Genomic DNA, 17,191 nt, shown 5'->3' with positions numbered 1-17,191 from the left:
TTCTCCTCACAGCCGCATGCCAGAACATGAAGAAGATTGCCACATACCTAGCCAAGCAGGGCTAGGTATGTGGGAGCGCTTTTTCTGCTTTTGAAATCAGCTGAATATCTAAAGAAACATTACAAAACAAAAAAGCTTGTAGAAAAAACATCGTTTTCTCTACAAGCTGAGGGCAGAGATATTTCGCTCTGCCCTTCTTTTTCTACTCTACTAATTTTTTATTGACATAAATAATGACCCCTGCTCCATATGCCAAAATAAGCGGCGGAATGAGCTGCTCTTGGCCTTGAAACGAGATAAAGCTATTCAGCAAAATGAACAAACCGGAATTCAAGAAAAAGTAGCCTGCTATTCTGGCCAGCCGATCTTTATCCCGGATACGGGCCTCATTAAATCCGGCCAGCATCCACGTTTGTTTTTTGATCCCGACAAAATAGGCAACTACAAAGAATAAAAGCGCGATGACAATTAACAGATAATTGATGCCGATTTCCATATTTGAGCCTCCTACAACATTACTTGACGTTTAGAAAAAGAAAAAAAGCGGCGCAGCTTACAACAATCAGCAGCAGGACGACAGATGCATTGAGGAACGGCTGCAAAAGAAGCAGCACAGCCAAAAACAGCAAATAAGCCGCACCGACTCGCGAAATCGTGACAATCTCCTTTTGAGAGCGTAATTTGTTTTTTCTGACGCCAGCAAACATCATCAGTTTTTTCCGCTTCCACACATATCCGGCGAGCACCGTTAAATAAACAACCAGCGGCAGATATCTGTAATCGGGCGGCAGCAGCGGCAAGGCGATAATCACGGCAATGAGAAGAACCGAAAGCCAGCTTTTGCCCAATAAAGACCCCCTCCGTTTCGTCTCTCCCCCATCACCCCTCATCGCTTCGGCAAGCTCCTTCGGATGAGAAAATTCGGTTTCAACAGCTTCCAGCAGTTCCTCTTCACTAAGGCCGGCTTTGATTCTGTCTTGTACGAAAGCGGTTATATGCCCCTTTAATTCGCAGATGGCGTTTTCTCTCTCTACATCAGGCATATTCGCCAGCTCTGCATTTAGTTCCTCCATGTACCTGTCAATGATGTGCTGTGCATTCATAGCAAATCCTCCGATAAAGACAGTAAGGCTTGATGGGTTTCCAGGTATTTCTCCAGCCGTTCTTTTAACATTTCTTCTCCTTTTTGCGTCATTTTATAATACTTTCTTTTCGGGCCGTCCAGTGAATCCTCCCAAAAAAATTCGATCCATCCCTTCTCGGTCATTCGTTTAAGAATCGGATAAATCGCTCCCTCTGAAATAGCCAGTGCCGAGGTTGTTTTTAAGGATGACGTCAGCTCATAACCGTACATCGGTTTAGAGCGCAGCAGGGAAAGGATGGCCAGCTCGAAAATCCCTTTTCGAAATTGAACAATCCAGCGGTCATTAACTTGATTCGTTTTCATGGTTTAAATATATCGAAAAAACCACTATATATCAATCACATATAGCAGTGAAAAAGGTCCTGTTTTTTCTTTTGACAAAAATGGAATTTCTCATACTTTTTAACCTTTTTATTACATAAATGTTTTTATATTATGAAAAGTGAAAAAACGATTCTTGAGGTTAAAAGGAGCAGTCGAATGCAGAAATCGATATCATTTTTTGTCATTTTTTCAGTCCTTTGGGGTTCGTTATTTCTGTTTTCTATTATTGGCAGCTTAGGGACAACCCCGATTCCGCTGACAAAGGACGCCAAATTTCTCATGTCCAGCGTCATTCCTCAGGGCTGGGGCTTTTTCAGCAAAAATCCCCGTGATACTGCGATCGGATTATATGAGGATGGCGAAGAAAGTGCCAAGGTCAGCTGGCCCAATATGAGGGCTGATAATCTATTCGGCCTGTATCGGTATGGGAGATCTCAAGGCGTTGAAATGGGCGTCATCTACAGCCAAGTCGGCAAGGAACAGTGGACAGCATGTAAAGAAAAGGACCTCGGCGCCTGCAAAAGCAAAGCCAAAACCGTGCAATTAAAAACACCCGCTCCCCGCCCGCTGCTTTGCGGCAGCTACTTTTTGACGAAAGAGGATATTGTTCCTTGGAGCTATTCTAAATACACCCCTTCGTCTTATCAGGTAAAAAGCATAGTCAAGGTTGTGATCTCATGCTCGAAAACATAAAACAGACCATCACCGGATGGGACGAAAGAAACCCGTGGACAAATGTATACGGCCTCGCGCGAAGCATCATTGCGCTATCCAGCCTGCTGACGCTGCTCGTCAATCATCCGAGTCTCATCATGAAGCCAGCGAGCGGAATCAGCAGTTATCCTGCCTGTAAAATGAATCTCAGTCTCTTTTGCCTCGGCGAAAATAACTATATAATGTTAAATCTTCTCAGATGGGTCTGCATTGTCATTCTGGTGCTTGTCGTGATTGGCTGGCGCCCTAGAGTCACCGGGGTTCTCCATTGGTATGTGAGTTACAGCTTGCAGTCATCGTTAATCGTCATCGACGGAGGCGAGCAGGCAGCAGCTGTCATGACCTTTTTATTGCTCCCCATCACGCTGACCGATCCGAGAAAATGGCATTGGAGCACGAGTCCTCTAGAGGGCAAAAGAACACTTGGAAAAATTACAGCTTTTATTTCTTATTTTGTGATCAGAATCCAAGTGGCGGTGCTTTATTTTCACTCTACCGTCGCTAAGCTGTCTCAGCAGGAATGGGTGGACGGAACAGCCGTCTATTATTTCGCCCAGGAAAAAACCATCGGCTTTAACGGCTTTTTCCAGGCGTTAACGAAGCCGTTTGTGACAAGTCCATTCGTGGTGATTCCGACATGGGGGACGCTGTTGGTTCAGATTGTCATCTTTGCGGCGCTGTTCGCACCGAAGAAGCATTGGAGATTGATTTTGATCATCGCTGTTTTTATGCATGAGATTTTTGCAGTCATGCTGGGCCTCATCAGTTTCTCGCTTATCATGGCCGGCATTTTGATATTGTATCTCACTCCTATCGATTCCACGATTCAATTTACATATATTCGCAGACTGTTGTGGAATAAAAAACAAAAGAAGGGAGAGGTTTCAGTTTGAAGAAGGCGTTTTTAGTGCTTTTGTCGGTTGTATTGGTGACGACTGTGTTTTTGGTGAAGCAGCAAGAAAGTGTGGCACAGGCAAAGCAGCTCGAGTATTCAGGTGAGGAAATTTTTAAAGGCTTTGTATTTGCTCAGGGGGAAGTAGGCAAACAGCTTCCAGAGGTCTTCAATAAAGCCATGACTGACAAACTCAACACAAAAGAGGCAAAGGCATTTGCCAATCAGGTTGTTGCTGATATTAAAAAAGAGGATGCTGACTTCTTTGATAACCTGAAGAAAGCTGTTTACAGCAAAGATGCATTGAAAGTGGATGAACTGCTGAAAAAAGCGGGTCAAATCGTTGAAGAAAAAGTGGAAGCCGCAAAGGAAATCGCCGCTTCCAAGGATGATACGTCCAGAGTTCAGGCCGAGCTCGTCAACACGGTCGATACCGCTAACTATTTCTATTATGTTTCTTATGTTGCTGCAGCCGGTGCCCTGATCCTGATCATTCTTGCCATTGATATTACGCCGATTGCGATTTCAGACAATGTCGATCGCGAAATGGCAATCAGAACGTTGGTTGATGAATTAAACTAGAAATAAAAAAAGGCTCGCTCTGCACTCCTGCTGCAGGCGAGCCTTTTTCATGCTATTTTTTCTCGTATGTCCATCCGTCTTCCTGATACACTTTTCCACTTTTCATTAAATGGCCGAGCGCGCGTTTAAAGGCGGCCTTGCTCATGTTAAAACGTTCTCTGATATCGTCAGGCTGGCTTTTGTCGCCGTAAGGCATAGCGCCGTTTCTTGTTCTTATATACGTCAGAATATATTCGGCATCTACAGACAATGCATCCTGTTTTCTCGGAAGCAGCGACATATTGACTGAACCGTCTTCTTTTACTTGAATCACCCGTCCCGTGATTCTTGAACCGAGTCTTGGCTCCTCTTTTCTTTCTGACGGATGGATAAAACCGCGGATACCGTCGTCCGTGATAATGAATGAACCTGTTGCGATCAGTCTATACACCGTACCTGTCAGCTCTTTATTCATCAGATCCTCTGAGGCATCGGTAAACAGTTCGCTGATGATGTCTTCCGGCGCTGGTTTGGCAAACATGCGCCCCCGGTTCGTCACTTTCAGCATACAGTAGAGCTTGTCGCCTTTTTGCGGCCAGACATCTTCGTATGGCGGCAAATGCTCAGTTGCAACAAGCGCGTCCTTAGATAAACCGACATCAACGAATACTCCCATATCTTCCACTTTATCCACCACTTCGACCCAGCCGTACTCATCCGCGCTGATGACAGGTATTCTCATCGTGGCCGCAAGCCTTTCCTGCTGATCGACGTATATAAAAACCTCTACTTCGTCTCTGTCCTCGATATCCTCAGTTATTTCACTGTTATGTAAGAGAATCGTGTCTTCTCCGTCGGTTAAAAAGTAACCGAAGTCCGTTTGGTGATCTATACTCAAGGTTAATTGCTGCCCTGGTCTCATGCTATCGTCCTTCCTGTTCCGCTTATTTTTCTGCGGATGCTGTTAACATTTTTTCCAATCATCACAAATTGATTCTTTGTTCTGTTGGAAGTTTCTCTTTATTCTACTATAATCAACACATAAGTTAAATGTTATGGAGGTTTTCATATGGCAAAAGAAAGTTCATTTGATATAGTATCCAAGGTGGAATTGCCTGAGGTGCAAAACGCGATCCAAATCGCATTGAAGGAAATCAGCACACGCTATGACTTTAAAGGAAGCAAAAGCGACATTTCTTTAGATAAAGAGGAGCTTGTCCTCGTTTCCGATGACGAATTCAAATTAAGCCAGCTGAAAGATGTGCTGGTCAGTAAATTGATTAAACGAAACGTGCCGACAAAAAACATTGATTACGGCAAGGTTGAAAACGCGTCCGGCGGAACGGTGCGCCAGCGCGCAAAGCTTGTTCAAGGCATTGACAAAGATAATGCCAAAAAAGTCAATATGATCATCAAAAACTCCGGACTGAAAGTAAAGTCTCAAGTGCAGGATGATCAAGTGCGCGTCACCGGAAAAAACAAGGATGACCTGCAGCAGATTATCTCAGCTGTGCGGGATGCAGATCTGCCGATTGACGTTCAATTTATAAATTTCAGATAAATTTTCTGAATCCTATTGATTATTGTCTTTATTTTCGGTAAATTTGGAGAAAGGGAAAAAACCCGGAATCTTTTGGCATTTCCTGAACACGAAAACTTCATATCCGTTCTTATCAAGAGAAGCAGAGGGACTGGCCCGACGAAGCTTCAGCAACCGGTGTAATGGCGATCAGCCATGACCAAGGTGCTAAATCCAGCAAGCTCGAACAGCTTGGAAGATAAGAAGAGACAAAATCACTGACAAAGTCTTCTTCTTAAGAGGACTTTTTTTATTTCTCTTTTTTCCTTGCTGAATGTGAATAAAGGAGGCAGACAATGGGACTTTTAGAAGATTTGCAAAAACAGGTGTTAATCGGTGACGGCGCCATGGGGACGCTCCTCTACTCCTATGGCATTGACAGATGTTTCGAGGAGCTCAACATTTCGAAGCCGGAGGAAATTCAGCGCATACATAAAGCGTACGTTGAGGCGGGAGCCGACATCATTCAAACGAATACGTACGGGGCCAATTATATTAAATTATCGAGACACGGGCTTGAGGATGACATTAAAAAAATGAATCAAGAGGCAGTAAGAATCGCGCGGGCTTCAGCAGGCGATGCGTACGTCCTTGGGACGATGGGCGGCATCCGCACATTTAATAAAAACGCGTACAGCCTTGACGAAATCAAACGCAGTTTTCGCGAGCAGCTGTACCTGCTGCTGCATGAAGAGCCGGATGGCTTGCTGTTAGAAACATATTATGATTTGGAAGAAGCCCGTGAAGTGCTGAAAATCGCGCGCAAAGAGACTGGACTTCCAATTATGCTCAATGTCTCTATGCATGAGCAAGGCGTACTGCAGGACGGAACATCTCTTTCTGAAGCATTGCGATCGATTGCGGATCTCGGGGCTGATATCGTCGGCATTAACTGCCGGCTCGGCCCTTATCATATGATTGAAGCGCTCAGCGAAGTGCCGATTTTTGATGACGTGTTCTTATCAGTTTATCCGAACAGCAGTCTTCCTTCGCTTGAAGAGGGACGGCTCGTCTATGAAACTGACGACACGTATTTTCAAAACAGCGCGTCAGAATTCCGCAAGCAAGGCGCGCGGATTATCGGCGGCTGCTGCGGCACCACGCCGAATCATATCCGCGCGATGGCGGAAGCGGTTGGCGGGCTTGCTCCGATTACGGAAAAAGAAGTCAAAACCCGGGCGAAAGAATTTATCTCTGTTCATCATGAGCGGACAGAGCCCGGCCTGAATGAGATCGCGGCGGAAAAACGCTCCATCATCGTAGAGCTGGATCCGCCGAAAAAATTGAGTTTTGACAAGTTTTTGTCCGCCGCTGCTGAATTAAAAGAAGCGGGAATCGACGCCCTGACGCTCGCTGATAATTCCTTGGCGACCCCGCGGATCAGCAATGTTGCCTGCGGCGCCCTTGTGAAGCAGCAGCTCGATATGCGCTCCCTTGTCCACATTACGTGCCGTGACCGAAACATTATTGGCTTGCAGTCACATTTAATGGGCCTTGATACATTAGGGCTGAATGACGTGCTGGCTATCACAGGCGACCCTTCTAAAATCGGGGACTTCCCGGGGGCGACGTCTGTTTATGATTTAACATCCTTTGATTTAATCAGACTGATCAAACAGTTCAATGAAGGGCTGTCCCTGTCCGGAAAACCCCTTGGCAAGAAAACGAATTTCTCAGTCGCCGCCGCATTTAATCCTAACGTCCGCCATCTGGATAAAGCGGTAAAACGGCTGGAGAAAAAAATAGATTGCGGCGCCGATTATTTTGTTTCACAGCCTGTCTATTCCGAGCAGCAGCTTGTCGATATCCATAACGAAACAAAGCATCTGAAGACGCCGATCTATATCGGCATTATGCCGCTCACAAGCAGCCGGAATGCTGAATTCATCCACAATGAAATTCCCGGGATTAAGCTGTCAGACTCTATTCGCGAAAAAATGGCTCTTGCAGGTGAGGATAAAGAGAAGCAAAAAGCGGAAGGCCTTGCAATTGCACATTCCCTTCTGGATGCGGCATGCGAGCTGTTTAACGGCATCTACTTGATTACGCCTTTTCTCAGATCTGACTTAACCGCTGAGCTCACCACGTATATTCAGCAAAAAGACGAACAACGCCAAAATATTTATTTGCGTTAAATATGGCTGCCTGAGTCAATCAGGCAGTCTTTTCTAATCGGATTCATGTTACGATATAGAAAACTTTTTAAGAGGAGGAACATCATGCTTGAAGTTAAAACCATTTCCGCAGAAGATACATACGACATCCGGCAGCGCATCCTGCGTCCCCATCAATCCATCGAACAATGCAAATATGAACAGGACCATGCGGAAGGCGCTTTTCATCTCGGTGTATTTTTTGAAGGAACGCTCATCAGCATCGCTTCTTTTTCCCCTCAACATCAGCCATTATTAACAGCCTCAGCCGCATATCAGCTGAGGGGCATGGCGACGCTTGAAGGATATCGCGAACAAAAAGCCGGCAGCGCGCTGATCAAACACGCGGAGGAGAAGCTGGACGAGAGAGGCGTGCAGGCGGTCTGGTGCAATGCAAGATACCATGTCAAAGGCTACTACGCAAAGCTTGAATGGAAGGAACTTGGCGAACCATTTGAAGTTCCCGGCATTGGCAAACATATCGTCATGTACAAAAAACTCGGAACAAGCAGGTGAACTGTGTGAAGGTAATGGATGAGCTGATTGAGCTTCATGAAGAACATATTCCCGGCCTATTGCGGCTTTGCAGGCAAGCCGGGTGGCCGGATTATGGCGAACAAGAGCTGAAGATGCTTGTCCAACAAGGACGCTTTTTCGGTTATCAAAATGTCCGCGGAGACATCATCTCCTGTATCGGCTTGTTTTTGTTTGGCCGTCTTGCTTCTATCGGACTCGTCATCGTGGATAAGGAATACAAACGGCTCGGTCTCGGGCGCCGGATGGTAAACGCGTGTATCAGCCAAACGGATGAAAGCACCACCATCAGGCTTTGCGCCACAAAAGAAGGTTTGCCGCTTTATGAAAAGACAGGTTTTCATACGGCGGGTTCAGTCCGAAAGTACAGCTGTCACAGTTTTCAACCGATTGAAAAGCAAGATCACCTTGATGCTGAACTGGCACCCTTTAGAGAACAAGATTTTCAAGAATTAGCCGCTGCCGACCTGGCAGCCTTTGGCGGAGATCGATCAAACCTTATGCAGCAGCTTATTTCCACTTCAAAGGAATGTATTATCGCCAGAAACAACAAGGGTCAGCTGATTGGCTACGGCCTTTCTGTACAGACACCTGCCAATCTGAAATTCGGCCCCCTCATCGCCCCATCATCAGACGTTGCTGCAAGATTAATCAACAGGCTGGCCGTCGGCAAACAAGGCCCGATGCGCATCGATATACCGGCTGAACACACGACTCTGCATGACAGGCTGATAGAAATGGGATTTCAAGCAGACGCAGAGCCACCCCTTATGCTTTACCAGAAAAAGATGCTGCCTGACCAAAATGGACACTTATATGTATTGATTTCGCAGGCGCTCGGCTAACCATTTTTTCCCGAACAGGTATTTTCTGTTCGGTTTTTTGCTGTCTGAACGTTGAATAAATGAAGCTATCAGGGACATTCTAAGCAGAAGAAAAGGAGTGTGCTCTGAGATGGAATCATCAAAACAAAATAACGGAATGACGATTGTTGCAATCGGTTCAATCCCTTTAATATTAACACTTGGAAACTCAATGCTTATTCCGATTTTGCCAAAAATGCAATCTGAACTTCATTTATCTCAATTTCAGGTCAGTCTCGTCATCACAGTATTTTCCTTGATTGCGGCGTTTGCCATTCCGATTGTCGGTTATCTCGCCGACCGATTCTCAAGGAAAATCATTATTATCCCCTGCTTATTTCTGTATGGTGCCGGCGGCCTGTTAGCCGGTTTTGCCGCAGGTTTTTTTGACAATGCATACCCTTGGGTCATGGCAGGACGGGCGCTACAGGGAATCGGAGCAGCCGGAACCGGCCCGATTGCCATGGCGCTGACGGGTGATCTGTTTAAAGGCGCCCAAGAAAGCAAGGTGCTCGGCCTCGTTGAAGCCTCAAACGGCATGGGGAAAGTGCTTTCGCCAATCATCGGATCGCTTATCGCTTTGCTTGTTTGGTATGGCGCGTTTTTTGCCTTCCCGGTGTTTTGTATCATTTCGATCGTGCTGACTTGGATTTTTATTAAAGAAAAGAAAAAGGAAAAAGAACCGCCCCCGATCGGAAAATATGCGAAAGGCCTGTTAAGTGTTTTTAAACATGAAGGCAGATGGCTGTTTACCGCTTATTTAGCGGGTGCGACTTGTTTGTTTACCTTATTCGGGATTCTCTTTTACCTATCTGATGTCCTCGAAAAAACATACGATACCGATGGCGTCAAAAAAGGCTTGATTTTGGCGATTCCGCTTTTGGTCATGTGTGTGACGTCCTATACAACCGGAAGCAAGATCGGGAAAAAGCAATCGTTAATGAAAAAGCTGATCGTTCTCGGATTGGCCTTTATGACTGTTTCTTATGCGGCATTGTCTTTCATTGAAAATCTCGTGTTCTTTATCAGCGTTCTCGTATTGAGCAGTATAGGCTCCGGCCTTGTTCTTCCTTGTGTGAACAGCTTTATTACCGGGGCTGTCGGTAAAGAAAGACGGGGATTTGTGACCTCGCTGTACGGATCGGTTCGTTTCTTAGGGGTTGCCATCGGGCCTCCGATTTTCGGCCGCCTCATGCAATGGTCCAGACCCGGCATGTTTTTAAGCATTGCGGGATTGACGCTTGTTGTCGGCATTCTCGTGATGTTGCTCATCCATGTGAACCAAAACAAAGAAGACCAAGAAGACACAAAAGAAAAAGAAGACTCTAAAATGGCTGGCAATCGGCTTCAGCCAGCTGAGGAAAGGTAGTATCAGTTTGAAAATCGAACGGGTTGAGACCTTTCCGCTTTTGCATCGATTAGAAGAGCCGTACGGAGACGCAAACGGATTCAAACAATATCGAACTTGCTATCTCATCAGAATTATCACCGAAAGCGGGATTGACGGCTGGGGAGAATGCGTTGATTGGCTCCCGGCTCTCCATATCGGTTTTACCAAACGGATCATTCCCTATCTTTTAGGAAAACAAGCCGGCAGCCGCCTGCCATTAGTGCGCACGATTCAAAAATGGCATCAGCGGGCGGCCTCCGCTGTAAGCATGGCGCTAACAGAGATTGCGGCCAAAGCTGCGAATTGTTCAGTTTGCGAACTATGGGGCGGGCGGTACAGAGAAGAGATCCCTGTATACGCCTCATTCCAATCATATTCTGACCATCCGCAATGGATCAGCCGGTCGGTTTCCAGCGTTGAATCCCAGTTAAAAAAAGGCTTTAAGCAAATCAAAGTCAAAATCGGCGGGACTGCGTTCGAGGAAGATGTACGGCACATTAACGCACTGCAGCATACGGCCGGCAGCTCCATTACGATGATTCTGGACGCAAACCAAAGCTACGATGCCGCGACCGCTTTCAAATGGGAACGCTATTTTTATGAGTGGATGAACATCGGCTGGTTCGAGGAGCCTTTGCCCTTTGATCACTCGCAGGATTACGCGTTGCTGCGCAGCCGTTTATCTGTTCCTGTTGCCGGAGGAGAAAATATGAAAGGCGCGGCCCAATTTGCGCCCCTTCTTTCCCAGCGGTGCTTGGATATCATTCAGCCCGATGTCATGCATGTTAACGGAATCGATGAATTCCGGGACTGCCTCCAGCTCGCGCGTTATTTCGGCGTCAGAGCGTCCGCCCATGCATATGACGGATCGCTCTCACGCCTATATGCTTTATTTGCACAAGCCTGTCTGCCTCCATGGTCTAAAATGGAAAACGATCAAATTGAACCGATTGAGTGGGACGTCATGGAGAATCCTTTTACAGATCTCATCGGCCTTCAGCCTTCAAAAGGACTGGTCCACATCCCGAAAGGCAAAGGCATTGGCTCAGAAATCAATATGGACATCGTCAATCGCTACAAGTGGGATGGCTCAGTCTATTAAGCTGGGCCATTTCTTTATTTGCAGACATAAATCATGGACAGCCTCATAAAATGGAAACAGCGGACAAGTCTTTTCATAAAGGAGCAAACGACTTAATGGCTGAACTGCTGATGAAAGCAAAACTCACGTTTATGATTGTCGCAGGTGGCGTACTACAGGGACTCGGCATGTCCTTGTTTTTATTTCCGCATGATATTCCGACAGGCGGGGCAGCAGGTATCGCGGTGCTATTGCATTATCTGTTTCAAATTCCGCATGGCTTTTCAGTATGGGCCGTGAATGTGTCGATGCTTTTTACCGCTTTAAAATGGCTGGAGATGAGAACATTCACCGGCACCCTCGCCTCAATTACCGTCACCTCTGTCTCAGTATTGATCTTTGATGCGATTGTTCCAGATATCACATCAAACCTGTGGCTTGATCTGGCAAGCGGCGCTGTGTTATTGGGACTCGGCATCGGACTTTTATACAAATATAAAATTTCAAACGGAGGATTCGGAGCCCTTGCCCTGATGATTTCCATCTACCGCGGCGGGAATCCCGGAACGATCCTGCTCTTCATGAATTGCATCATTTTTATGGTTACTGCGTCTATTATTGACTGGGGCATCGTCGTTCAAGCTTTGATATGCCAAGTCATATCGACAAGAGTCATCGACTTCATCTATAACATCCGTCTGACTTCACTCCCCTATCTCACGCCTATGTACCGCCATAAAAAATAATAGGCAGAGGCTCTCTCACGACGAGAGCCCCGCAGCCGCCGGTTTACAAATAAAAGGTATCGGATCTTAACCCTAAACGCAGCGTCTCCAACGCGATTGCATCTTGAAATGGGATATTGGCCAGATTCACATTCGACCCGATCCTATGGATAAACCCATGCTGGAGCGTTTTGTTCGGCGCTTCAAAAATCAGCCGGGTCATATCAATATCTGAGGAAATGATGTCATCGACAATTTGAAACCTAACATCGCCGTTGCTCGAGCAGATTCCTCCTGTCCCGCTTTCCCTGGCCTCCGTCATCACTTTTTCCGCGCCCGCTTCCATATCCTCAACGATATACTCAAGCCATTCCTCAGAGCTTTGCCGGCTTGATAATTCCGCATCCTTACTGCCCACTTCGCTGAACACATGAAATTCATCGGAAAAATCGGCAATGTAAGCCGCTTTCTCTTTATTTGTCATGGGGAGCGTACCGTTTGAAATCTCAATATATTCACAGCCGAAATAGGTACAGTACCGATGAAATTCATTCACTTTTTTCTGGCTTACATACTTCTCAAACAGTGTGCCGCCAAAGAAAAATTTAATGTCATGCTCTTTCAGCGTGCTGATTTTTCCTTCAAGATCTTTCGTAAGTAATGATGTGCCCCAGCCGAATTTCACAAAATCAATATAGTCGGACGCCGCGGCTATTACATCTTTGAAAAAATGCAAAGGATAGCCGTTATCGATTAAAATGGTCTGCCCGGTTTCTCTCGGCTTGCTTGTTCTCACTGGCAATTCTAGTGAAAAATCATTCATATTATGACCCTCTCTATCGTTGGAACTTCGCTTTCTTGTTTCACTTTCATGACGAAATCTCCTGTCAATTCTTTTGTACAATATGCGATGTCTTCCGAATCAAACAATGGCTGGCGGCAGTCAAAAAATTTCTCCGCAACAGATGAGCGTTTTATTCTTTCAATCGCCTCCGCAGCCGTTGCCTCATTTGTCTCTTCAATGATGCCCTTTATATACTGCGCACACGCCATGTCGTCATCACCTGACGGATGGGAAGCGACAATGTTCATGACACAATCCTTTGCCGCGAGCGTTTTCACATGCTCTGCTGTTGTTCTGGCGTTGGAAAATCCGGTCACGAACAGATGCTTGGCGTTCAGCGCCCCTAACGCCGCTGTGACGCCGTTTGTTGTTTTCTGGATCAGGCGCTTATCCGCCATATCCTGCTCCGCCATGCGTTTTGGTGAATTATCCAAATCAAACCCGCTGATACCGACCCCCTTTTCTTCTCCCGTCAATACGTAATCCGGATAGGTGTCTTTCAGCGCAAAGGCTTCGTCAGCTGTCCGGACCAATAAAATTTCTTTCGCCCCGCCGATAAACGCATAATGGGCGACTGTAAAGGCTCTGATGACATCAATGACGATATTAATATCCGCCGGAGCAAGCAAATGATGATGCCCCTGATAAATGGTAATCGGCATAACACCTCTCCTTGGGCATAAAACCATTTTGCTTAAAAGCATATTCAGCCGGTCTCTTAATGGTTCCGCCCCTCATTTTAGGCGGGAGCCGCACCTAAAAACCTGAACCTTTATGCAAAAAATGAATAGTCTGCCTATAACTCGATCAATAGATTAAAAACAGACAGATGCAAACGGGGGGAAAACGTTGAACGAACAAATCATCACATATGATACATGGAACGACACGCAGGCCAAACAGATAACGGGTCAATTGATCGATGAGCTCGATGTGCTGAAATGGGCTTACCGAACATACGGGGATAAGATTGTGTACGCGTGCAGCTTTGGCGCAGAAGGGATGGTGCTTCTCGATTTATTATCAAAAATCAACAAAAACGCGCACATCATCTTTTTGGATACAGGGCTGCATTTTCAGGAAACATATGAGCTGATCGAGACCGTCAAAGAGCGATATCCGAGCTTGAGAATCCAACTACTCCAACCCGAGCTGAGCTTAAAAGAACAGGAGTCCCAATACGGCGAAGAACTGTGGAAGCATAACCCTAACCTATGCTGCCAATTGAGAAAAATCGAGCCGCTGAAAAAGCACCTTTCCGGCATGACAGCTTGGATTTCAGGGCTGCGCCGGGAGCAGTCGCCTTCGAGAAAGCATATTCAATACGTGAATCTGGATCAGAAATTTGAGCTCATTAAAATTTGCCCGCTCATCCACTGGACATGGGATGACGTTTGGACGTACATCCGCCTGCACAATTTGCCTTATAACAAACTGCACGATCAACATTACCCGAGCATAGGCTGTGAAATGTGTACATTGCCTTCCTCGGACCCGAACGATGAGAGGGCCGGAAGATGGGCCGGACGGGAAAAAACAGAATGCGGCCTGCATCAAGAATAATGGCCGGCATGTCCTTGTTATGGGTTGAAAAGATATTAAGTGCTGCTTTAAAGCTTTCAGCAAGCGCAGAAAAGAAAACAAAGGAAACGTAAAAATGGAGGTTGAACACGTTGAATGGAAACGAGCCCCATGGAGGGGTGTTAATCAACCGCTGCGATCCCGCATGCCATTTTGAAGGGTGCACGTGCGAAGCGGAGCTGGATCAGCTTGCACTGAGCGACCTGGAGCTTATCGCGATCGGCGGCTACAGCCCGTTAACTGGTTTTTTGGGAGAAAAAGATTATCATTCTGTTGTGAAAGAGATGAGGCTGGCAAACGGCTTACCGTGGAGCCTGCCGATTACGCTGCCTGTCGGAGAAGAAACAGCAAAACAGTTGTCTGCCGGAGATCGCGTCAAGCTTGTGAAAGACGGCGTTGCGTACGGCATGATCACAGTCATTGATATATACCAGCCTGATAAAACACAAGAAGCACTGTCTGTTTTTAAAACAAACGATCCTGCCCACCCAGGCGTAAAAAAACTGCTGGAGCGTCCGGATTACTATATCGGAGGGCCTATCACGGTGAGCCGCCTACCCGACAAAACCTTCGAACAGTTTTACGCAGCGCCTGCAGAAACAAGAGCGGCCTTTAAAAAACTCGGCTGGCACACAATAGTCGGTTTTCAAACCAGAAATCCTGTTCACAGAGCGCATGAATACATTCAAAAAACAGCGTTAGAAACGGTCGACGGTCTGCTGCTTCATCCGCTCGTCGGAGAAACGAAGTCAGACGATATCCCAAGCGATATCAGAATGGAAAGTTATCAGGTTTTGCTTGATCACTATTATCCAAAGGATCGCGTCATGTTATCGGTCTTCCCTGCCGCCATGCGGTATGCAGGTCCGCGGGAAGCAATTTTCCACGCGCTCGTCCGCAAAAATTACGGCTGCACCCATTTTATTGTAGGCCGTGATCACGCGGGTGTCGGCAGCTATTATGGAACGTACGACGCACAAACTATTTTTCAATCATTCACAGAGGAGGAACTGGGCATCAAGCCGCTGTTTTTCGAGCACAGTTTTTACTGCCGGAAATGCGGAAACATGGCCACCTCGAAAACATGTCCGCATAGCCAAAGAGACCACATCCACTTATCAGGCACAAAAGTAAGAGAGCTTCTCCGCCAAGGGAAAAAACCGCCTAAAGAATTCAGCCGGCCTGAGGTCGCAAACGTGCTGATCAAGGGTCTACATCAACAGCCCGTTGCCATCCAGCAAAACAGCGGGGGATTGCAATGACGCATAATCCGAACATCATTTGGCACCCCGCTGCAATCTCAAAGTTTGACAGACAGTCCTTAAACGGACACAAAAGCTGCGCCCTCTGGTTTACCGGGCTGTCCGGCTCAGGAAAATCAGTGCTGGCCAATGCCGTTGATGAAAAACTGTACCGCATGGGCATTCAGAGCTATGTGCTTGACGGCGATAATATCCGCCACGGCTTAAACAAAGATCTTGGTTTTCAGACTGAGGACAGGATTGAAAACATCCGCCGGATCGGAGAAGTGGCGAAGCTGTTTGTCGACAGCGGGCAAATGATTTTAACGGCTTTTATTTCTCCATTCAGAGAGGACCGGGACATGGTCAGAGCACTATTCCCTGAAGGAGAGTTCTTCGAAATTTATGTGAAGTGCCCGCTGCATGTATGTGAACAGCGCGATCCGAAGGGACTTTATCAAAAAGCGCGAAACGGAGAGATCAAACATTTTACCGGAATCGATTCTCCGTATGAAGAGCCGCTTTCACCGGATTTCATCATTGAGTCAGACCAGACATCTATTTCCGATGGAGCTGATCTGATCATTACAGAACTGCAAAATAAAGGCATCATATGAAAAACCCGATCAATATCGGGTTTTTTCTCATGATTTGGCAAACTGCGCAATCAAACTGTTGATCTTCTCTTTTTCCTCATAAAAAGCTCCGTGCCCGCTTTTTGCAAATGGAACCCATTCAGACTGCTTGATGCCGCGCTTCAATTCTTTCGCAAAATCAAACGGCGCAATTTGATCCTTTCTCCCGTGCAGGATCAGCGCAGGCACCTTGATTGACGCAAGATCCTTTCTGAGATCCTCGTCTCTTAATGCAATGCCTGAGTGGATCGTCCCATAGGAGGAAGCCTCCAGCATCAAATTGAGAAACCACTGCCTGAGCTCTGGAGACACTTTTTTCTCAAAAAACTGTGTCCCTAAATCAGCAAGTGTTTTGGGCCGATCCATTTTGAATTGTTCGATCATATCGTCAATATCCTGCTTCCTCATTCCGTACGGATAACCCGGGCGTTTTGTAAATGCGGGGGCCGCTGCCGACAATAAAATCAGCTTATCAATATCGGCTCCGTCATGCCTTGCCATATAACGGATTGCAATTGCGCCGCCCATCGAAAAACCGGCAAGAATCGCGTTCTCAAGCTGCAGTGTATAAATGACTGCCTTGACATCATCGGCCATCGTGTCATAATCGTAGCCTTCCCATGGGCGGTCAGATTGCCCATATCCCCGTAAATCAATGCCGATAAAACGGAATCCTCTTTTCGGAAGCTCATTCATTTGATATTCAAACATCTTATGATTCAATGGCCACCCGTGCAAAAAGATGATCGGCCTTCCATGCCCGATATCCTCTACAAACAGTGTCACATGCTCCTCGGTTTTGATGTACTGCCCCATTCCGCACTCCTCCTGTTCCCTTTTCTTTCCCGGCCTGTAAACGCCTTGACGTACAGGAAGCTTTCCATTTATGCTTACAAAACAAGCGGGCTGCCATACCAAGAAAAGGCTCTT

19 protein-coding genes, 1 pseudogene and 1 riboswitch are annotated in these 17,191 nt (G+C 46.5%); of the genes and pseudogenes, 13 read left to right on the top strand and 7 right to left on the bottom strand.

The genetic code is table 11. The features are described 5' to 3' along the window. Positions 1-202: 202 nt before the first annotated feature. From ACY3LV_RS15730 to ACY3LV_RS15720, 3 genes are read right to left on the bottom strand one after another with little or no spacing between them, the layout of a single operon-like run. Positions 203-496 carry a DUF3784 domain-containing protein gene (locus ACY3LV_RS15730; protein WP_003239356.1) on the bottom strand — a complete coding sequence of 98 codons (294 nt, stop codon included), beginning with the start codon at positions 494-496 and terminating at the stop codon, positions 203-205. Between the two features lie 19 nt (positions 497-515). Next, positions 516-1,103, bottom strand: coding sequence for an HAAS signaling domain-containing protein (locus ACY3LV_RS15725; protein ID WP_333518230.1), 588 nt, complete (start codon positions 1,101-1,103; stop codon positions 516-518). Further along, entirely contained in the window at positions 1,100-1,447 is a 348-nt protein-coding gene (locus ACY3LV_RS15720; RefSeq protein ID WP_003239360.1) for a PadR family transcriptional regulator, read from the bottom strand. The genes ACY3LV_RS15725 and ACY3LV_RS15720 overlap by 4 nt, the downstream gene beginning before the upstream one ends. A 177-nt stretch (positions 1,448-1,624) precedes the next feature. Here ACY3LV_RS15720 and ACY3LV_RS15715 point away from each other — a divergent pair, with 177 nt between their 5' ends. The 3 genes from ACY3LV_RS15715 to ACY3LV_RS15705 are packed head-to-tail and all read left to right on the top strand — an operon-like array spanning position 1,625 to position 3,656. Beyond that, positions 1,625-2,161 (top strand): SdpA family antimicrobial peptide system protein, encoded by a 537-nt coding sequence (locus ACY3LV_RS15715; RefSeq protein WP_133487964.1) that lies wholly within the window; start codon positions 1,625-1,627, stop codon positions 2,159-2,161. Continuing rightward, complete coding sequence (locus ACY3LV_RS15710; protein ID WP_333518233.1) at positions 2,146-3,075, top strand: sporulation-delaying protein SdpB family protein; 930 nt, start codon at positions 2,146-2,148, stop codon at positions 3,073-3,075. The genes ACY3LV_RS15715 and ACY3LV_RS15710 overlap by 16 nt, the downstream gene beginning before the upstream one ends. Beyond that, on the top strand, positions 3,072-3,656 hold the full coding sequence (locus ACY3LV_RS15705) for a sporulation delaying protein family toxin (RefSeq protein ID WP_333518234.1): 585 nt from the start codon (positions 3,072-3,074) through the stop codon (positions 3,654-3,656). The genes ACY3LV_RS15710 and ACY3LV_RS15705 overlap by 4 nt, the downstream gene beginning before the upstream one ends. 52 nt (positions 3,657-3,708) lie before the next feature. Here ACY3LV_RS15705 and ACY3LV_RS15700 read toward each other — a convergent pair. Beyond that, positions 3,709-4,606, bottom strand: a pseudogene (locus tag ACY3LV_RS15700) (CvfB family protein). A 98-nt stretch (positions 4,607-4,704) separates the two neighbouring features. On the opposite strand from ACY3LV_RS15700, the gene ACY3LV_RS15695 reads away from it, so the two are divergent. From ACY3LV_RS15695 to ACY3LV_RS15665, 7 genes are all read left to right on the top strand, one after another. Further along, positions 4,705-5,196 (top strand): YajQ family cyclic di-GMP-binding protein, encoded by a 492-nt coding sequence (locus ACY3LV_RS15695; protein WP_148964259.1) that lies wholly within the window; start codon positions 4,705-4,707, stop codon positions 5,194-5,196. Positions 5,197-5,302: 106 nt separating this feature from the next. Then, positions 5,303-5,420, top strand: a riboswitch (SAM riboswitch). A 90-nt stretch (positions 5,421-5,510) separates the two neighbouring features. Further along, complete coding sequence (locus ACY3LV_RS15690) at positions 5,511-7,349, top strand: bifunctional homocysteine S-methyltransferase/methylenetetrahydrofolate reductase (RefSeq protein WP_464864122.1); 1,839 nt, start codon at positions 5,511-5,513, stop codon at positions 7,347-7,349. Between the two features lie 84 nt (positions 7,350-7,433). Continuing rightward, positions 7,434-7,883 carry a GNAT family N-acetyltransferase gene (locus tag ACY3LV_RS15685; protein ID WP_464864121.1) on the top strand — a complete coding sequence of 150 codons (450 nt, stop codon included), beginning with the start codon at positions 7,434-7,436 and terminating at the stop codon, positions 7,881-7,883. Between the two features lie 5 nt (positions 7,884-7,888). Further along, positions 7,889-8,746, top strand: a complete 858-nt coding sequence (locus ACY3LV_RS15680; RefSeq protein ID WP_333518237.1) for a GNAT family N-acetyltransferase — start codon at positions 7,889-7,891, stop codon at positions 8,744-8,746. A 109-nt stretch (positions 8,747-8,855) separates the two neighbouring features. Next, positions 8,856-10,133, top strand: coding sequence for an MFS transporter (locus ACY3LV_RS15675; protein WP_464864120.1), 1,278 nt, complete (start codon positions 8,856-8,858; stop codon positions 10,131-10,133). 7 nt (positions 10,134-10,140) lie between these two features. Continuing rightward, a complete protein-coding gene (locus ACY3LV_RS15670; protein WP_464864119.1) occupies positions 10,141-11,256 on the top strand; it encodes a mandelate racemase/muconate lactonizing enzyme family protein in 1,116 nt (371 codons plus the stop codon). A gap of 95 nt (positions 11,257-11,351) precedes the next feature. Further along, positions 11,352-11,981 carry a YitT family protein gene (locus ACY3LV_RS15665; RefSeq protein WP_148964253.1) on the top strand — a complete coding sequence of 210 codons (630 nt, stop codon included), beginning with the start codon at positions 11,352-11,354 and terminating at the stop codon, positions 11,979-11,981. 43 nt (positions 11,982-12,024) lie between these two features. Here ACY3LV_RS15665 and ACY3LV_RS15660 read toward each other — a convergent pair whose 3' ends face one another. After that, entirely contained in the window at positions 12,025-12,783 is a 759-nt protein-coding gene (locus tag ACY3LV_RS15660) for a phosphosulfolactate synthase (RefSeq protein ID WP_464864118.1), read from the bottom strand. Beyond that, positions 12,780-13,466, bottom strand: a complete 687-nt coding sequence (locus ACY3LV_RS15655) for a 2-phosphosulfolactate phosphatase (protein WP_464864117.1) — start codon at positions 13,464-13,466, stop codon at positions 12,780-12,782. Before ACY3LV_RS15655 ends, ACY3LV_RS15660 begins: the two co-directional genes overlap by 4 nt. A 187-nt stretch (positions 13,467-13,653) precedes the next feature. Here ACY3LV_RS15655 and ACY3LV_RS15650 point away from each other — a divergent pair, with 187 nt between their 5' ends. From ACY3LV_RS15650 to cysC, 3 genes are all read left to right on the top strand, one after another. Beyond that, positions 13,654-14,367, top strand: a complete 714-nt coding sequence (locus ACY3LV_RS15650; protein ID WP_333561939.1) for a phosphoadenylyl-sulfate reductase — start codon at positions 13,654-13,656, stop codon at positions 14,365-14,367. A 110-nt stretch (positions 14,368-14,477) separates the two neighbouring features. After that, entirely contained in the window at positions 14,478-15,647 is a 1,170-nt protein-coding gene (sat, locus tag ACY3LV_RS15645) for a sulfate adenylyltransferase (protein ID WP_148964249.1), read from the top strand. After that, complete coding sequence (cysC, locus tag ACY3LV_RS15640; protein WP_333561940.1) at positions 15,644-16,243, top strand: adenylyl-sulfate kinase; 600 nt, start codon at positions 15,644-15,646, stop codon at positions 16,241-16,243. The genes sat and cysC overlap by 4 nt, the downstream gene beginning before the upstream one ends. Before the next feature lie 27 nt (positions 16,244-16,270). Here cysC and ACY3LV_RS15635 read toward each other — a convergent pair whose 3' ends face one another. Continuing rightward, positions 16,271-17,077 carry an alpha/beta hydrolase gene (locus ACY3LV_RS15635; RefSeq protein ID WP_333561941.1) on the bottom strand — a complete coding sequence of 269 codons (807 nt, stop codon included), beginning with the start codon at positions 17,075-17,077 and terminating at the stop codon, positions 16,271-16,273. Between the last annotated feature and the right edge of the window lie 114 nt (positions 17,078-17,191).

The sequence above is a fragment of the Bacillus sp. 11C genome, from assembly GCF_055486375.1.
Note: the sequence above shows the minus strand (reverse complement) of the source record. Positions and strands in the feature narration are given on the sequence as shown.